The 15,126-nt window shown below is 68.6% G+C and carries 15 protein-coding genes and 1 tRNA gene; 5 read left to right on the top strand and 11 right to left on the bottom strand.

What is annotated here, in order from left to right:
* Nucleotides 1-213: 213 nt before the first annotated feature.
* The gene (dapE, locus tag QK444_RS17775) at nt 214-1,317 is read right to left on the bottom strand and encodes a succinyl-diaminopimelate desuccinylase (protein ID WP_282781711.1); all 1,104 of its coding nucleotides are present in this window, start codon (nt 1,315-1,317) and stop codon (nt 214-216) included.
* Between the two features lie 361 nt (nt 1,318-1,678).
* On the opposite strand from dapE, the gene dapD reads away from it, so the two are divergent.
* Complete coding sequence (dapD, locus tag QK444_RS17770) at nt 1,679-2,635, top strand: 2,3,4,5-tetrahydropyridine-2,6-dicarboxylate N-succinyltransferase (RefSeq protein ID WP_282781710.1); 957 nt, start codon at nt 1,679-1,681, stop codon at nt 2,633-2,635.
* Nucleotides 2,636-2,716: 81 nt separating this feature from the next.
* On the opposite strand, the gene QK444_RS17765 is transcribed toward dapD, so the two are convergent.
* Together QK444_RS17765 and QK444_RS17760 are read right to left on the bottom strand one after the other, a co-directional pair.
* Nucleotides 2,717-3,088 (bottom strand): PPOX class F420-dependent oxidoreductase, encoded by a 372-nt coding sequence (locus tag QK444_RS17765; RefSeq protein WP_282781708.1) that lies wholly within the window; start codon nt 3,086-3,088, stop codon nt 2,717-2,719.
* A gap of 52 nt (nt 3,089-3,140) precedes the next feature.
* Nucleotides 3,141-4,550 (bottom strand): acyl-CoA synthetase, encoded by a 1,410-nt coding sequence (locus tag QK444_RS17760; RefSeq protein WP_282781713.1) that lies wholly within the window; start codon nt 4,548-4,550, stop codon nt 3,141-3,143.
* A gap of 134 nt (nt 4,551-4,684) precedes the next feature.
* On the opposite strand from QK444_RS17760, the gene QK444_RS17755 reads away from it, so the two are divergent.
* Nucleotides 4,685-5,536 carry an oxygenase MpaB family protein gene (locus tag QK444_RS17755; RefSeq protein ID WP_282781706.1) on the top strand — a complete coding sequence of 284 codons (852 nt, stop codon included), beginning with the start codon at nt 4,685-4,687 and terminating at the stop codon, nt 5,534-5,536.
* Between the two features lie 58 nt (nt 5,537-5,594).
* Here the strand turns inward: QK444_RS17755 and QK444_RS17750 are convergent, their stop codons facing one another.
* The gene (locus tag QK444_RS17750; RefSeq protein ID WP_282781704.1) at nt 5,595-6,227 is read right to left on the bottom strand and encodes a TetR/AcrR family transcriptional regulator; all 633 of its coding nucleotides are present in this window, start codon (nt 6,225-6,227) and stop codon (nt 5,595-5,597) included.
* A gap of 157 nt (nt 6,228-6,384) precedes the next feature.
* Between QK444_RS17750 and QK444_RS17745 the strand changes: the two genes are divergently transcribed.
* Both QK444_RS17745 and QK444_RS17740 read left to right on the top strand, forming a co-directional pair.
* The gene (locus tag QK444_RS17745) at nt 6,385-7,251 is read left to right on the top strand and encodes an oxygenase MpaB family protein (RefSeq protein ID WP_282781702.1); all 867 of its coding nucleotides are present in this window, start codon (nt 6,385-6,387) and stop codon (nt 7,249-7,251) included.
* Nucleotides 7,252-7,450: 199 nt separating this feature from the next.
* Nucleotides 7,451-7,987: a hypothetical protein gene (locus tag QK444_RS17740; protein WP_282781700.1), complete on the top strand. Its 537-nt coding sequence runs from the start codon at nt 7,451-7,453 to the stop codon at nt 7,985-7,987.
* Nucleotides 7,988-8,013: 26 nt separating this feature from the next.
* Here QK444_RS17740 and QK444_RS17735 read toward each other — a convergent pair whose 3' ends face one another.
* The 7 genes from QK444_RS17735 to QK444_RS17705 form a co-directional block, all read right to left on the bottom strand.
* Nucleotides 8,014-8,955 carry a proline dehydrogenase family protein gene (locus QK444_RS17735; RefSeq protein ID WP_282781698.1) on the bottom strand — a complete coding sequence of 314 codons (942 nt, stop codon included), beginning with the start codon at nt 8,953-8,955 and terminating at the stop codon, nt 8,014-8,016.
* Nucleotides 8,955-10,589 (bottom strand): L-glutamate gamma-semialdehyde dehydrogenase, encoded by a 1,635-nt coding sequence (gene pruA / locus QK444_RS17730; RefSeq protein ID WP_282781696.1) that lies wholly within the window; start codon nt 10,587-10,589, stop codon nt 8,955-8,957. The genes QK444_RS17735 and pruA overlap by 1 nt, the downstream gene beginning before the upstream one ends.
* A 40-nt stretch (nt 10,590-10,629) precedes the next feature.
* Complete coding sequence (locus QK444_RS17725) at nt 10,630-12,153, bottom strand: GMC oxidoreductase (RefSeq protein WP_282781694.1); 1,524 nt, start codon at nt 12,151-12,153, stop codon at nt 10,630-10,632.
* A gap of 269 nt (nt 12,154-12,422) precedes the next feature.
* A tRNA-Asp gene (locus tag QK444_RS17720) sits at nt 12,423-12,496 on the bottom strand.
* 91 nt (nt 12,497-12,587) lie between these two features.
* Nucleotides 12,588-13,694: a succinyldiaminopimelate transaminase gene (gene dapC, locus QK444_RS17715; RefSeq protein WP_282781693.1), complete on the bottom strand. Its 1,107-nt coding sequence runs from the start codon at nt 13,692-13,694 to the stop codon at nt 12,588-12,590.
* A 9-nt stretch (nt 13,695-13,703) separates the two neighbouring features.
* On the bottom strand, nt 13,704-14,027 hold the full coding sequence (gene fdxA / locus QK444_RS17710) for a ferredoxin (protein ID WP_029931437.1): 324 nt from the start codon (nt 14,025-14,027) through the stop codon (nt 13,704-13,706).
* A 151-nt stretch (nt 14,028-14,178) separates the two neighbouring features.
* Entirely contained in the window at nt 14,179-14,616 is a 438-nt protein-coding gene (locus tag QK444_RS17705) for a MarR family transcriptional regulator (RefSeq protein WP_282781690.1), read from the bottom strand.
* A gap of 80 nt (nt 14,617-14,696) precedes the next feature.
* Between QK444_RS17705 and QK444_RS17700 the strand changes: the two genes are divergently transcribed.
* Nucleotides 14,697-15,126 (top strand): MFS transporter (locus tag QK444_RS17700; protein WP_282781688.1); only part of this gene is annotated, 430 nt, incomplete at its 3' end.

Genomic DNA, 15,126 nt, shown 5'->3' with positions numbered 1-15,126 from the left:
GAGCCCCGGAGTGTGGTTGTTCGGGATGTGGTGAGTCGGGGCGCTGCTCCAGAAGTTGTCGTGTCAGCGGAGTCCGCGCACACGAGACCGGCCGCGAGGGCCCCACACGCTGGACCGGCCGCCGGAGCACCTCTGTGCGCGGCGTTCTATCGCTGCGGCGGCCTCGGAGGTGGGGCTTCGCTGGCAGCGGCTCAGTCGCGGCGGCCGTCGAGGTTACGCCTTGTCGCCGGTGAGGTAGCTGCGGAGCATGGCGGTTACCTGGGTGATCTGGGTGACGGGGAGGTGTTCGTCGCGTTTGTGGGCGAGGTTGGGGTCGCCGGGGCCGAAGTTGACGGCGGGGATGCCGCGGGCGGCGAAGCGGGAGACGTCGGTCCAGCCATACTTGGCGCGGACGCCGCCGCTGCCGTGGGCGTGCACGATCCCGATGAGGTCCTTGGCCGCGGGGGCGGACAGGCCGGGCAGGGCTCCGGGGGCGCCGTCGGTGCGCTCGAAAGCGATATCCAGTCCGTCGAAGACCGCGCGCACGTGCTCGGTGGCCTCGTCCAGGGTGCGGTCGGGGGCGAAGCGGAAGTTCACGTCCACCTCGGCGGCGTCGGGCACCACATTGCCCGCCACCCCGCCGGAGATCCGCACCGCCGACAGACCCTCGCGGTACAGGCAGCCGTCGATGTCGACCTCCCGCGCCCGATAGGCCGCCATCCGCTCCAGCACCGGGGCCAGCCGGTGAATGGCATTGTCGCCCAGCCACGCCCGCGCCGAATGCGCCCGCACCCCGGCGGTGGTGATGCGTGCCCGCAGCGTGCCCTGACAGCCCGCCTCCACCCAGCCGCCGGACGGCTCGCCGAGGATCGCGAGGTCACCGTCCAGCCATTCCGGCAGTTCCCGCTCGATCCGCCCGAGCCCGTTGAACTCGGCGGCGATCTCCTCGCAGTCGTAGAAGATGAGGGTCAGATCGTGCACCGGTTCGGCGACGGTGGCGGCCAGGTGCAGGAACACCGCGTCGCCGGATTTCATGTCCACGCTGCCGCAGCCGTACAGCAGCCGCTCCCCGTTCTCGCCCTCCACGAAATGGCCGGGCACATTGTCGGCGATCGGCACGGTGTCCAGATGTCCGGCGAGGATCACCCGGGTCGGCAGTCCGCGATTGGTGCGCGCCAGCACGGTGTTCCCGTGCCGCAGGATCTCGAACCCTTCGGTCTGCTCCCGCAGTGCCCAGGCGACGGTGTCCGCGATGACCGCCTCGTCCTTGGACACGCTGGGGATATCCACGAGAGCGGCGGTGAGGGCGATGGGGTCGGCGCGCAGATCGATGGTCACGCCCCCACTGTATTGATTCGCCGCCTGACATCGACTCAGGGCCCGACACCGACTCACCACCGCCCGGCACCGACTCACCGCCCGGCACCGACCAACGGCCTCACCGCCCGGCTTGTTCACCGAGCCGGGCGGCGGCTGGGCGGAGGCGGGCTGCCAGGGCACCATGCGGGCGCGCATCACCGCGGCCGGAGCTATTCATCGCTCGATTCACCCGCCGCGGGCGGGGTAACTCGCCCGCCCGACGCACCCACCGCGGGCACCGCTCCGGGAGCGGGTCGGCGGTTGTCGCGAGCGCGCGGGATACCGGGGCGCGGGGTGTGGGCCACCACCCGGCGGCTGCCGCCGGGTAACCTCTGGGGACGTGAGCACTCAGGGAGCATCAGCAGTCGGCCTCGCCACCATCACCGCCAACGGGACGGTTCTGGATACCTGGTTTCCGTACCCGGAGCTGGGTGAGGTCGCCGAGACCGGCACCGCGCGCCTGGACGCCTCCGATGTCGAGTACGCCAAGTTCGCCCAGATCGCGGGTCCGGATGAGGCCCGCCGGGTGGAGGTGGTCGTGGTGCGCACCAGCATTGCCGACCTGGCCGCCGCGCCGGTCGACACCCACGACGTCTACCTGCGCCTGCACCTGCTCTCGCATCGCCTGGTCAGGCCGCACGGCCTGAATCTGGACGGCATCTTCGGCCACCTGGCCAATGTGGCGTGGACCAACCACGGCCCCTGCTCGCTGGAGGAGCTGGAGCTGGTGCGCCTGAACCTGCGCGCCCGCGGCCCGGTCACCGTGTACGGCGTGGACAAGTTCCCGCGCATGGTCGACTACGTGGTCCCCTCCGGGGTGCGCATCGCCGACGCCGACCGCGTCCGCTTGGGCGCGCACCTGGCCTCCGGCACCACGGTCATGCACGAGGGCTTCGTGAACTTCAATGCTGGCACCCTCGGCAATTCCATGGTCGAGGGCCGCATCTCCGCCGGTGTGGTGGTGGGCGACGGCTCCGACATCGGCGGCGGCGCGTCCATCATGGGCACCCTGTCCGGCGGCGGCAAGCAGGTCATCTCGCTGGGCGAGCGCTGCCTGCTCGGCGCGAACGCCGGTATCGGCATCTCCCTCGGCGACGACTGCGTGGTGGAGGCGGGCCTCTACGTCACCGCGGGCACCAAGGTCACCCTCCCGGACGGCGGCACCATCAAGGCCGCCGATCTGAGCGGCAAGTCCAACCTGCTGTTCCGCCGCAACTCCGTCTCCGGCGCGGTCGAGGTGGTGCCCCGCAAGGGCACCGGCATCGAACTCAACGCCGCCCTGCACGCCAACGACTGATCCACGATCGATCGGTGCCCCCGCGGTGAGAACCGTGGGGGCACTGTCGTATTCAAGACAGCGCGACCGCTCGGAACCCGCTCAGTCGATGCCGAAGGCCAGAACTCGCTCGGGGGTGATGCGGATGAGTTCGCGCGCCATTCCCTCGGCATAGGGGTCCACATCGCGCAATGGGACTGCGGTGCCGCGGATTTCGAGGCAGCGGACCTCCCAGGGGTCGAGCGACTTGATGTCGTCGACCACGAGGGACACCCGCTGCTCCTTGTCGAGGTTGCGGAACTTCTGGGTGGCGCCCATGCGGTAGCCGCCGATGTCGATCACGCCGAGGATCTCGTCGTAGCGGTAGCCCACCGGATTGTTCTGCGGGGAGCCGTCGGGACGGATGGTGGCCAGGCGGCCGAGCCGCTGGCTGCGGAGATAGTCGATCTGGGCGGGGGTGAGCGTTGCGACCATAGGTGTGACGGTAGAACCTCGAGCATGCTCGAGGTCAACCCACCGCCTCATCTCACAGCAGCAGCTTCTTCTGCACCTTGCCCATGGCATTGCGCGGCAGCGACGTGACCACCCGGATCTCACGCGGACGCTTGTGCACCGAGAGCTCTTCCGCCACATGGTCGATGAGCCGCTGCTCAATGGCCTCGGCATGCCCGTCGCGCAGCACCACGAAGGCGACGATGCGCTGTCCGAGATCGTCGTCCGGCACGCCGACCACAGCGGTTTCCGTGACGGCGGGATGCCCCAGCAGCGCGGTCTCGATCTCCCCGGCGCCGATCCGATAGCCGCCGGATTTGATGAGGTCCACCGATTCCCGGCCCACGATCCGGTGGAAGCCGTCGGGGTCGATGACCGCCACGTCCCCGGTGGTGAACCAGCCGTCCGCGGTGAAGTTCTCGGCGGTCACCTCGGGCCGGTTCAGATAGCCGTCGAACAGCATGGGTCCACGCACCTGTAGTCCGCCGACGCTTTCTCCGTCGTGCGGCACCGGATTTCCGGCTTCGTCGCGCAGCCGGGTCTCGACTCCGGCGACCGGGGTGCCGACCCATCCGGGCCGCCGCTCCCCGTCCGGCCGGGTGGACAGGGTGATCATGGTTTCGCTCATGCCGTAGCGCTCGATCGGCGCGTGCCCGGTGAGTTCCCGCAGCCGCTCGAACACCGGCACCGGCAGCGGCGCGCTCCCGGAGATCAGCACGCGGGCGGACGCCAGTTCCCGTGCCGCCTCGGGCGCTTCGACCACCCGCGACCACACGGTGGGAACGCCGAAGTACATGGTCCCCCGCGCTCGCGCGTACGCCTCGGGCGTCGGCTTGCCGGTGTGGATCAGCGGGCTGCCCACCCGCAGCGGCCCCAGCACGCCGAGGATCAGCCCGTGCACGTGGAACAGCGGAAGCCCGTGCACCAGCACGTCGTTCGCGGTCCACCCCCACGCCTCGGCGAGCGCGTCCAGCCCGGCGGCGACGGCCCGGCGGCTCAGCATCACGCCTTTGGGCGCGCCGGTGGTGCCGGAGGTGTACAGGATGAAAGCCGTTGCACCGGGGTCGGGTTCGGCATATGTATGCCAGGAGCGGGCGTGTTTGCGCACCGGCACCACCGGCAGCGCGCTGCCTTCGGGAGCCTTCCCCAGCCACGCCTGCGCCCCCGAGTCGGCCAGGATGTGCGCCAGTTCGGCGTTGCCCGCGTCGGGCGGCACCGGCACCACGGTGACCCCGGCGATGAGGCAGCCGACCACGGCCAGCACGGTGGTGACGGTCGGCTCGGCCAGCACGGCCACCCGTTGCGCCCGTGCCACCCGTTCGGCGACGGAGGTGGCCGCGCCCACCAGATCGCCGCGCGACAGCGTCACGCCGTCGATGGTGACGGCATCGGGAATATCGTCCCCGGCGGCGACGGCGGCGGGATTCAACGAGCTCAACAGCAGCGGCGACCCATACGACACGACGCCAACGGTACTGCCCGGATCGAGGTCATCACGATTCGGCCGGAACGGTTGACACGCTCCTGAGCGGGTAAGAAAGTATGTGCATAACCTTCTCATCGAGAATGGGGTCAACGATGACCAGTCCCCTGCGCCTGCCCGCGCACGAACCGGACCTGCCGCCGATCGATATCCGGCAGTTCATCGACGGGGCCGCGGGCCTGCTCGGCGGGGCGGCCAATGTGATCATGCAGCTGTCCCAACCACCGGTCGGCTACGGCGTGGTGGAGAGTCCGGTCGACAGCGGCAATGTCTTCAAGCATCCGGTGAAGCGACTGCGCACCACCGTCACCTACCTCGCCGTGGCCATGCTGGGCAGCGAGGACGAGCGGGCCGCGTACCGCGCCGCCGTGGACACCTCGCACCGCCACGTCCGCTCCCGCCCGGGCAGCCCCGTGAAGTACAACGCCTTCGATCCGAAGCTCCAGCTCTGGGTGGCGGCCTGCCTCTACTGGGGCGCACGGGATCTCTACCAGCGCATGCACGGCCCCATGGACGATGCCACCGCCGACGCCTTCTACCACTACTCCGCCCGGCTGGGCACCACGCTCCAGATGCGTCCGGAGATGTGGCCGCCCACGCGCGCGGACTTCGACCGCTACTGGGACGAGCAACTGGCCCGCGCCACCATCGATCCGACGGTGCACGCCTACTTCGACGATCTGATCGACCTGAAGATGCTGCCGCGCCCGTTCCAGCTGGCCTTCGGGCCGACCCACCGCTTCTTCGTCACCGGCCTGCTGCCCCAGCATCTGCGGGACGAGATGGGGATGACCTGGTCGCCGCGCCAGGACCGCGCGCTGGCCCGCATGCTGCGCACGCTGGGCCGCGTCGAGGACCACCTGCCCACGGCGGTGCGCACTTTCCCGCTCAACTTCTATCTGACGGATATGCGGGTGCGCCGCCGCCTGGGTTTGCGTCTCGTCTGAGCGGGCCGCACATCGGCCGGTCCGATGCCTCCGGGCGGGCTCGGCCCACCGACCCGGATCAGACCAGCCGGAACCCGGGAACCACGTGCTCGACGGCGAATTCGCGTAGCTTCTCCGGCTCGTCGAGCGGGATGACCGTTTGCGGGGTCAGCGCCATGGACAGTGCGGTGCGCGCGATCATCTCGGCCAGCGGCATCGGATCGTAGTGCGGCAGTTTGCCTTCCGACTGCAAGCGGGTGATGAACTCGGCCAGGTAGTCGCGGCCGAGTTCGATCACCGGCGCACCCTGCACGGTGAGATACGGCAGCACCATCTCCGGCTCGGTACTGAGCAGCCGCACCAGCAGCTTGTTGCCGCGCAGACCTTCGATGAAGGCGGTGAACAGCGCGACGATCTGATCCTCGGCGCTGGCGTCGCGCTCGATCTCGCTGGCGATGGCGGCGTCCACGGAGTCGATGAACTGCCGGGTCTGCCGCAACCCGACGGCTTGGATGAGGTCGTTCTTGCCCGCGAAGCGCCGGTACAGGGTGGCCAGCGACAGTCCGCCGCGCCGCGCCACCTCGACCATGCTGGTGCGCTTGATGCCGAAGTCCAGGAAGGCCAGCAGGGCGGCATCGAGCACGGTGGCCTGATTGCGGTCCTCGGGCCCCGATCCGCGCACCAACGGCAGCAGTTTGGCCAGTTTGGCCATGTACCCGATCCCCTCTCGGTGCGGCGAAACGATGACACACAAATCATCGCACATTGACACCGCCCGCCCGGAGTGAGAAGGTGCGAGGAGATAATTCTCATACTCTCTCCGCGGCGCGACTGCGAGGCGGAGAGCGAGACAAGGAGACGAGTCAACGATGACCGCCCCTCTGCGCAACTCGGAGTACCAACCGGTTGATATACCCGAACCGTTCACCCCGGAAACAGTGCGCGAGCACATCGACGGCGTGGCAGCCTTCCTCGGCGGCGCGGCCAACGTGATCATGCAGCTGTCGCTGAAGCCGGTCGCCTACGGCGTCATGGAGAGCGATGTGCGCAGCGGCGCGATCACCGTGCACCCGATCAAGCGACTGCGCACCACGCTCACCTACCTCGCCGTCGCCTGGCTCGGCGACGACCGCGACCGCGCGGACTACCGCGAGGCCGTCAACCGCTCGCATCGCACCATCCGCACCAGACCGACCAGCCCGGTGAAGTACAACGCCTTCGATCCGAAACTCCAACTGTGGGTCGCGGCCTGCCTCTACTGGGGTGTGGACGACCTCTACCACCGCATGCGCGGCCCCATGAAACCCGATGTGGCGGAGTCGTTCTACCGGTACTGCGCCCGCCTGGGCACCACCTTGCAGATGCGCCCGGAGATGTGGCCCGCCACCCGCGAGCAGTTCTACGCCTACTGGGACGCGACCCTGCCCACGCACACCATCGACGAGCCCACCCGGCGCTACTTCAACGACCTCACCGACCTGAAGATGCTGCCGCGCCCGCTCCAGCTGGTCTTCGGCCGCCCGCACCGCTTCATCGTGACGGCCCTGCTGCCCCAGCACCTGCGCGATCAGATGCACATGACCTGGACCGCCCGCGACGAGCGCGTCTTCGGCGCCATGCTGCGCGCCATCGCCACGGTGTGGACCCGCCTGCCGGTCCCGCTGCGCCTGTTCCCGTTCAACTTCTACCTCGCCGATATGCGGCTGCGTCGACGACTGGGCCTGCCGCTGGTCTAGAGGCCAGGTCCGAAGCTCTGGCCCGACCTGGGCATCGGCGGGGCCACGACTTGGTCACCGTGGCATCACACGAAGGCGATCCGGCCCCGGCCGGGCGACGGTTCGGCCTCGAATCGCCCCCGACCGGTGCGTGGCGTACCGCGTGCTCATGTTCGTCCGATGAACGGAGGGAAGTCTCCACCGTGTCGAAGGATTCGCCATGAGCCGCCCGGCCGTCCTGTTCGCCATATTCGCCCTGCTGAGCGGATTGCTCCTGCTCGCGCCCCGGGCGGCCGCCGAACCCTACTGCGGGATCTACTGGGGGTCGATGGACAAGAGCGATTCGGGGTGGGGATACGCGGAGCTCACCGATATCCGGTCGGGACGCCATGAGTGCTTCGACCGCCTCGTTCTCGACCTGAACCATTCGCCCGCCGGCTACACGGTGCGCTACGTGGATCAGGTGACAGCGGACGGTTCCGGCCAGCCGGTACCGCTGCGTGGAGGCGCATTCCTGAGCATCCTCGTGCATGCCCCCGCCTATGACAGCGAGTTCCGCCCCACGTACTCGCTGCCCGCCGACCGCACCTGTCTGGTGGACGTGCGGGGCTACCGGACCTTCCGGCAGGTCGCCTGGGCGGGCAGTTTCGAGGGGCAGACCACGATCGGGCTCGGCGTGCGGGCCCGGCTGCCATTCCGCGTATTCACCCTGGAATCCCCCGGGCGCGTGGTGATCGACGTGGCGCACCGGTGGTGACACGAGTCGATCCTGTGATCCGCCCGTCAGCTCCGCTCGGCGAGCGCCCGCAGGAAGAAACCCAGGTTGGCGGGTCGCTCGGCGAGCCGCCGCATCAGGTACCCGTACCACTGGCCACCGTAGGGCACGTACACGCGCACGGTGTGCCCCTCCTCGACCAGCCGACGCTGTTCGGCGTCGCGAATCCCGTACAGCATCTGGAACTCGAATTCTCCCGCGCCCCGGCCGTATTCGGCCGCCTCGGTGAGCGCGGCCGCGATCATGGCCGGATCGTGCGAGGCCACCATGGGATAGCCGTCGCCGCGCATGAGCACGTCCAGGCATTCCAGATACGAGGCGTCCACCTCGGCGCGCTGCTGGTACGCCACCGTCGCGGGCTCCTGGTACGCGCCCTTGCACAGCCGGATACGCGCCCCCGCCAACTCCCGGCAGCGGCCCTCGGCCGCCCGCAGATAGGTCTGCACCGCGACCGCCAGCCACGGGAATTCCGCCCGCAGCTGGCGCACCGCCGCCAGGGTCTCCTCGGTGGTGGTGTGGTCCTCGGCGTCCACGGTCACCCACACCCGCGACTGCTCGGCCTTGGCGCACAGCTTGTGCAGGTTCTCGATGGCGATGGCCGGCCCGTCCTGCCCGAGCGATTGCCCCAGCGCGGAGAGCTTCACCGAAACCTCCACGCGTGGAACGGTTCCCTGCTCGCCGCCGAGCGCGGCAAGATCGTCGATGAGCGCCACGTACTCCGCCACCGCGGCGTCGGCCATGGCCCGCTCGGTGGTGTACTCCCCCAGGAAGTCGACGCTGACCGCGCGCCCGTCGGCGAGCAGTGCGCGCAGCACCGGAACCAGTTCGGCACGCGTCTCCCCCGCCACGAACCGGCGCACCACCCCGGCGGTGACGGGAGCCGAGGCCACCAGCCGCCGCAACCGGTCGGATCCGGCCGCGGCGAGGATCACCGGACGCAGGGGATTCATCACACCTCCATATGCGGGTAGCGGTAATCCGTTGGCGGAACGAAGGTCTCCTTCAATGAGCGCGGCGCGACCCAGCGCAGCAGGTTGAGATAGGACCCGGCCTTGTCGTCGGTCCCGGAGGCGCGGGCCCCGCCGAAGGGCTGCTGGCCGACCACCGCGCCGGTGGGCTTGTCGTTGACGTAGAAGTTGCCCGCCGCGAATCGCAGTGCGGCCGACGCCTGGTCGACGGCCTGGCGGTCGGTGGCGAAGACGGCTCCGGTGAGCGCGTAGGGCGCGGCGGAATCGACCTCGGCGAGCACATCGGCGTAGGCGTCCGGATTGCCGTCGTCGTAGACGTACACCGCGAGGATGGGGCCGAAGAACTCGGTGCTGAAGGCTTCATCGGTCGGATCGTCGGTGAGCAGCACCGTCGGCCGGATGAAGTACCCCTCGCTGTCGTCGTAGGTGCCGCCGGCCGCGATGGTGACCCCGCGCTCCCGGGCCCGCTCGATGGCCGCGACGCTCTTGTCGTAGGCGCGCCGATCGATCACGGCCCCACCGAAATTCGACAGATCGGCCACGTCACCGTAGCTGAGCCCGTCGACCTCGGCGAGGAACTCGTCCCCCATGCGCTGCCACACCGATGCGGCGATGTAGGCGCGTGAGGCCGCCGAGCACTTCTGCCCCTGGTATTCGTAGGCTCCGCGAATCAGCCCGGTGCGCAACGCGTCCGGGTCGGCGGAGGCGTGCGCGACGATGAAGTCCTTGCCGCCGGTCTCGCCCACCAGGCGCGGATAGCCCCGGTAGTTGCCGATATTCGCGCCCACCTGCTGCCACAGGTACTGGAAGGTGCGGGTGGAGCCGGTGAAGTGGATCCCGGCCAGCCGCGGATCGGTCAGCGCCACCTCCGACAGCCGCACCCCGTCACCGGTGACCATATTGATGACCCCCGGCGGCATCCCGGCGGCTTCCAGCAGTTTCATCACGTAGTAGGCCGAGAGCGTCTGGGTGGGCGACGGTTTCCACACCACCGTATTGCCCATCAGTGCCGGTGCGGTGGGCAGATTGCCGGCGATGGCGGTGAAGTTGAAGGGCGTGATGGCGTAGACGAACCCCTCCAGCGGCCGGTAGTCCATGCGGTTCCAGACTCCCGCCGAGGATCGCGGCTGCTGCTCGAGAATCCCGCGGGCGAAGGCCACATTGAAGCGCCAGAAGTCCACCAGTTCGCAGGGTGCGTCGATCTCCGCCTGCTGTGCGGTCTTGGACTGGCCCAGCATGGTGGCGGCGGCGATCGTCTCCCGCCACGGCCCGGCCAGCAGGTCGGCCGCCCGCAGCAGGACGGCCGCCCGTTCGTCGAAGGGCAGCGCCCGCCAGTCCGCCGCCGCGGCCGTCGCGGCTTCGACGGCGGTCCTGGCCTCGTCGTGGGTGGTATTCGTGTAGGTCCCCAGCACGTGCCGGTGTCGATGCGGCATCACGATGTGGTGCCGCTCGCCGCCGCCGGGCTGGTGTTTGCCGCCGATCACCAGCGGCACATCCACCGTCTCGGCGGAGAGTTCGGAGAGTCGATCACGCAGCAGCGCGCGTTCGCGGCTTCCCGGCGCGTAGGAGTGCACCGGTTCGTTACCGGGAAGGGGGACAACCGTGACAGCGTCCATATCCCAGGCTAACGCGTCCCCGGCTACGCACGCCGCCGACTCACAGGTCGTTCGCCACGATGTTCTCGATATTGCGTTCGGCCAGTGCGGTAATGGTGACGAAGGGATTCACGCTGGTATTGCCCGGTATCAGCGAGCCGTCGATGACGTAGAGGCCGGTGTAGCCGGGCAGGCGACCGTAGTTGTCGGTGGCCTCGCCGAGCACGCAGCCGCCCAGCGGGTGGTAGGTGAGGTCGTCGCCCCAGGTCTTGTACACGCCGAAGAGGTCGGTCCGGTAGATCGTCCCCTCCTTTTTGTTGATCTTGTCGAAGATGCGTTTGGCGGCGTCGATGGAGTACTGGTTCTGCGAGGTCTGCCAGTTCAGATCCACCTTGCCGGTGCCGGAGTTGAAGGTGAACCGGGCGCGGTTGGGATTCTTGGTGATGGCGAGGTAGAGGCTCACGTAGGTCTCCAGCCCGGCCGGGAACGGCGCGACCTCCGCGAAGGCCGGTCCGCCGGTATCGGCCCAGTTGTCGATGCCCAGGCACGGCATGCTGGATTGCAGTTTCCCGGTGCCGTCCCACATGTGGTTGGCCCTGCCCACCATGACATTGCCGTTGTTGCCCCACTTCTCGCCGACGGCGTCGGGCAGGTCGGGCAGCTTGCCCTGCGCCTTCATGGCGACCAGCAGCTTCGAGGTGCCGATACTGCCCGCCGCGAAGAACACCTTCTCCGCCACAACGGCTTTGGTCGCCACGGTCGCGCCGGAGGTGTTGATCTGGTTCATCTCCACCCGGTAGCCGCCCTCGGTCGGGGATACCGCGGTCACCACGTGCAGGGGTGTGATGCGGACCTTGCCGGTGCCGGTGGCCGCGGCCAGGTACGTCTTGTCCAGCGACCGCTTGCCGTGGTTGTTGCCGTAGATGACCTCGCCGTCCAACGCGGAGCGGGTGACGGTGCCCGCCTGCTCCTTCTTCATGTATTCGAAGTCGTACACGTTGGGCACGAAGGTCCAGGCGAAGCCGGAGCGCTCCGCGTGCTTGCGGCCCACCCGTGCGAATTGGTAGCACTCGGCGGAGGAGAACCAGTTCTCGTCGATGTGGTTCACGCCCAGACCGCTGTTGGCGCGCGGGTAGTAGACGTTGTACATCTCATCGGCGTTCACCGAGGGCAGGATGTCCGCGAAGTGCTCCCGCCGGGGCGTCACCGCCATGCCGCCGTTGACCAGCGAGCCGCCGCCCACGCCCCGGCCCTGGTAGACGCGGATGCCGCCGAAGTGCTCGGAATCCAGGACGCCGGTGTACCTTTCGATGTCCTTGTTGTAGTCGCCGCCGACGAAGTAGCCGATGGGCTGGTCGGTGCGGTCGCGCAGCCAGTACGAGCGGCCGTCGGGTTTCAGCACGGGGCAGAAGATCTTGCCGTCGGATCCGGGCGTATCCCAGGACTTCCCCATTTCGACCACGGTGGTCTCCACCCCCGCCTGCGCCAGCCGCAGCGCGGCCACCGCTCCCCCGTATCCGCTGCCGATGACGAGCGCGGGGATCGTCTCCCCGTCCGCCAGCGGCGCGGCCAGCGCCCGCGTCATGGACCTCCCCACCAGCGCGGCGGCAACAGTGAAACCCGTTGCAGCTAGAAACCCGCGCCTGCTCACCCCCCGCCCAAACCGACCACCAACAGGCATTTCATAGGTGCGAACAGACAAACCCAGGCTCCTCATCGAGTCGTAGATGGGAACCTGTTATAGCGATGAGAAACGCGACCGCGTGGGATATTCCGGACACGCCGGAAATCTTTCGATCATGGAGTGAAAAGGGTGGGGTGAACAGAATGTTCACCGCCCGGAGAGAATTCCTGCGACCCTGACGGGACTCGAACCCGCGACCTCCGCCGTGACAGGGCGGCGCGCTAACCAACTGCGCCACAGGGCCTTACTCGCACCGACCCGCGGGCCGACTGCGTGGAAGACGCTATCACGCCGCTCGACACCGGAGGAAATCGGCTGGTCAGACGACCAAACCGCTACTCGGCGAGGCGCGCCGCGGCGGCCGCGATGCGCTCATCGGTCGCGGTCAGCGCGATGCGCACATGTTCGGCGCCCAGCGGACCGTAGAACTCGCCCGGGGCGGCCAGAATGCCGCGCTCGGCCAGCCGATCCAGGGTCACCCGGCACGGCTCCCCGCGCGTGCACCACAGGTACAGCCCGGCCTCCGAATGGTCGATGCGGAATCCCGCCTCCACCAGAGCCTTTCGCAGCACCTCGCGGCGCACCCGGTAGCGTTCCCGCTGCCGCGCCTCGTGCTCGTCGTCGGCCAGTGCGGCCGTCATGGCGGCCTGGATCGGGTAGGGCAGCATCATGCCGGAGTGCTTGCGTACCTCCAGCAGTTCCGCCACCAGATCCGGATCACCGGTCACGTACCCGGCGCGGTAGCTGGCCAGATTCGACGTCTTGGACAGCGAGTGGATGGCCAGCAGGCCGGTGTGGTCGCCGTCGCACACCTCGGGATCGAGAATGGACACCGCCCGCCCCTCCCAGGCCAACCCCAGATAGCACTCGTCCGAGGCCACGATCGCGCCGCGTTCCCGTGCGAACCGCACCACCTTGCGCAGATGCTCGACGCCGAGCACCTTGCCGGTCGGATTCGACGGCGAGTTCACGTAGATCAGGGCGGGCGCTTCCGGGCCGAGCCGAGTCACGCCGTCCGCGCGCAGGATTCGGGTTCCGGACAGCAGCGCGCCCACCTCGTAGGTGGGGTACGCGACCTCCGGGATCACCACCAGATCCGCCGCGCCCAGCCCGAGCAGGCGCGGCAGTCCGGCGATCAGCTCCTTGGTGCCGATGACGGGCAGCACGGCGGCCGGGCCGACGCCGGTGATGCCGAACCGCCGCTTCATCGCCTCCACGGCGGCCGTGCGCAATTCGGGGGTGCCGTGCGTGGTCGGATAACCCGGTATCTCCGCCACCGAGGACAGCGCCGCACGGATCAGTGGATCCACCGGGTCGACGGGCGTGCCCACCGACAGGTCGACGATGCCGCCGGGATGCTCGGCGGCCCGAGCCTTGGCGGAAGAGATGGTGTCCCAGGGAAAATCGGGCAGCAGCGAGCTGACCCGGCCACGCGCGCGCAAACCTGTTGCCTACTCGCTGGCCATCGGCGGTAGCGCGGCGATGAACGGCGGGTCGTAGTCGACCTTGCCGACCTTGGTCGCGCCACCGGGCGAGCCGAGATCGTCGAAGAACTCGACATTGGCGTTGACGTAACCGCTCCACTGATCCGGGGTGTCGTCCTCGTAGAAGATCGCCTCCACCGGGCACACCGGTTCACATGCACCACAGTCCACGCACTCGTCCGGTTGGATGTACAGCATGCGGCCGCCCTCGTAGATGCAGTCCACGGGGCATTCCTCGATGCACGCCTTGTCCTTCACGTCAACGCACGGTTCAGCGATGATGTACGGCACTGCCGCTCTCCTAGTCTGTCCTCACATGCGGGATACTCCGCCCGCGAAACAGTATCCCGGCGCCCCAACATTACTACTGGCCAGCCTGCCCTAACTCGGGGCGAATGCTATCCCACCGATATCGGTGAGCCGACCGGCGCGGCCGCACTCGTCACGGGTCCTCCGATGCCACCAGCAGCCGCAGCAGTTCTCGCAGCTCCCGCTGCTGTGCGACACCGAGCCTGGTCAGTGGCGATCCGCTCGCCAGTCGCGTCACCACCGCATCCCGGCTGCGCTGCCCGGCGGCGGTGAGCTCGAGTCGTTTGGCTCGCCTGTCGGTCGGGTGCGGGGTGCGCTCGACCAGTCCTTGCGCCTCCAGCCTATCCACTACGAAGGTCACATTCGACGGCTCGCACGACATGCGAACGGCCAGTTCGCGTGCGGTGACGGGTTCGGACAGCTCCCGCAGGGCGATCACCTGCGTGGGTGTCAGCCCGAGGTCCTCCGCCGCGCGGCGCACGTGCACATCGAGCCGACGGGTGAACGAGTGCACGAGTTTGCACACGTCACGGTCGATTTCCCGAGTCACGTCGGCGTCTCGCCCACCCATGCCACCGAGTCTAGCGGCGTTCATTCGAACTGTGATAGTTCTAATTCAAATCATTCGAGTTGTAACTACTTGGAGCGTCCGTGAAACTTCCTGTTCTCTCCCTCACACTTGTCGTATTCGGGCTCACCACCGGCGAATTCGTGATCGCCGGGATCCTTCCGGAGGTGGCGGCGGACCTCGCCGTACCGGTGTCGTCGGCGGGATTGCTGGTCAGCGCCTACGCCCTGGGCATGATCGTCGGCGGACCGGTGGTCACGACTCTCACCGCGCGCCTACCGCGCCGACCGCTGATCCTCGGCCTCATCGCGTTCGCGGTGCTGGCGAATCTGGCGTCCGCCCTGGCAACCGGCTATGCGCTGCTGCTGGCCACCCGCTTCGCCGCCGGTCTGGTCGTGGCCACGTTCTTCGCCATCGCCATCGCGACGGCGGTGCGGCTGGCGCCGCCGGGCCGGGAGGCATCGGCCGTCGCACGGGTGGCGCTGGGCATGAATCTCGGCATCGTGCTGGGCA

The sequence above is a fragment of the Nocardia sp. CC201C genome (genome assembly GCF_030010695.1).
Lineage (GTDB): Bacteria > Actinomycetota > Actinomycetes > Mycobacteriales > Mycobacteriaceae > Nocardia > Nocardia otitidiscaviarum.
Note: the sequence above shows the minus strand (reverse complement) of the source record. Positions and strands in the feature narration are given on the sequence as shown.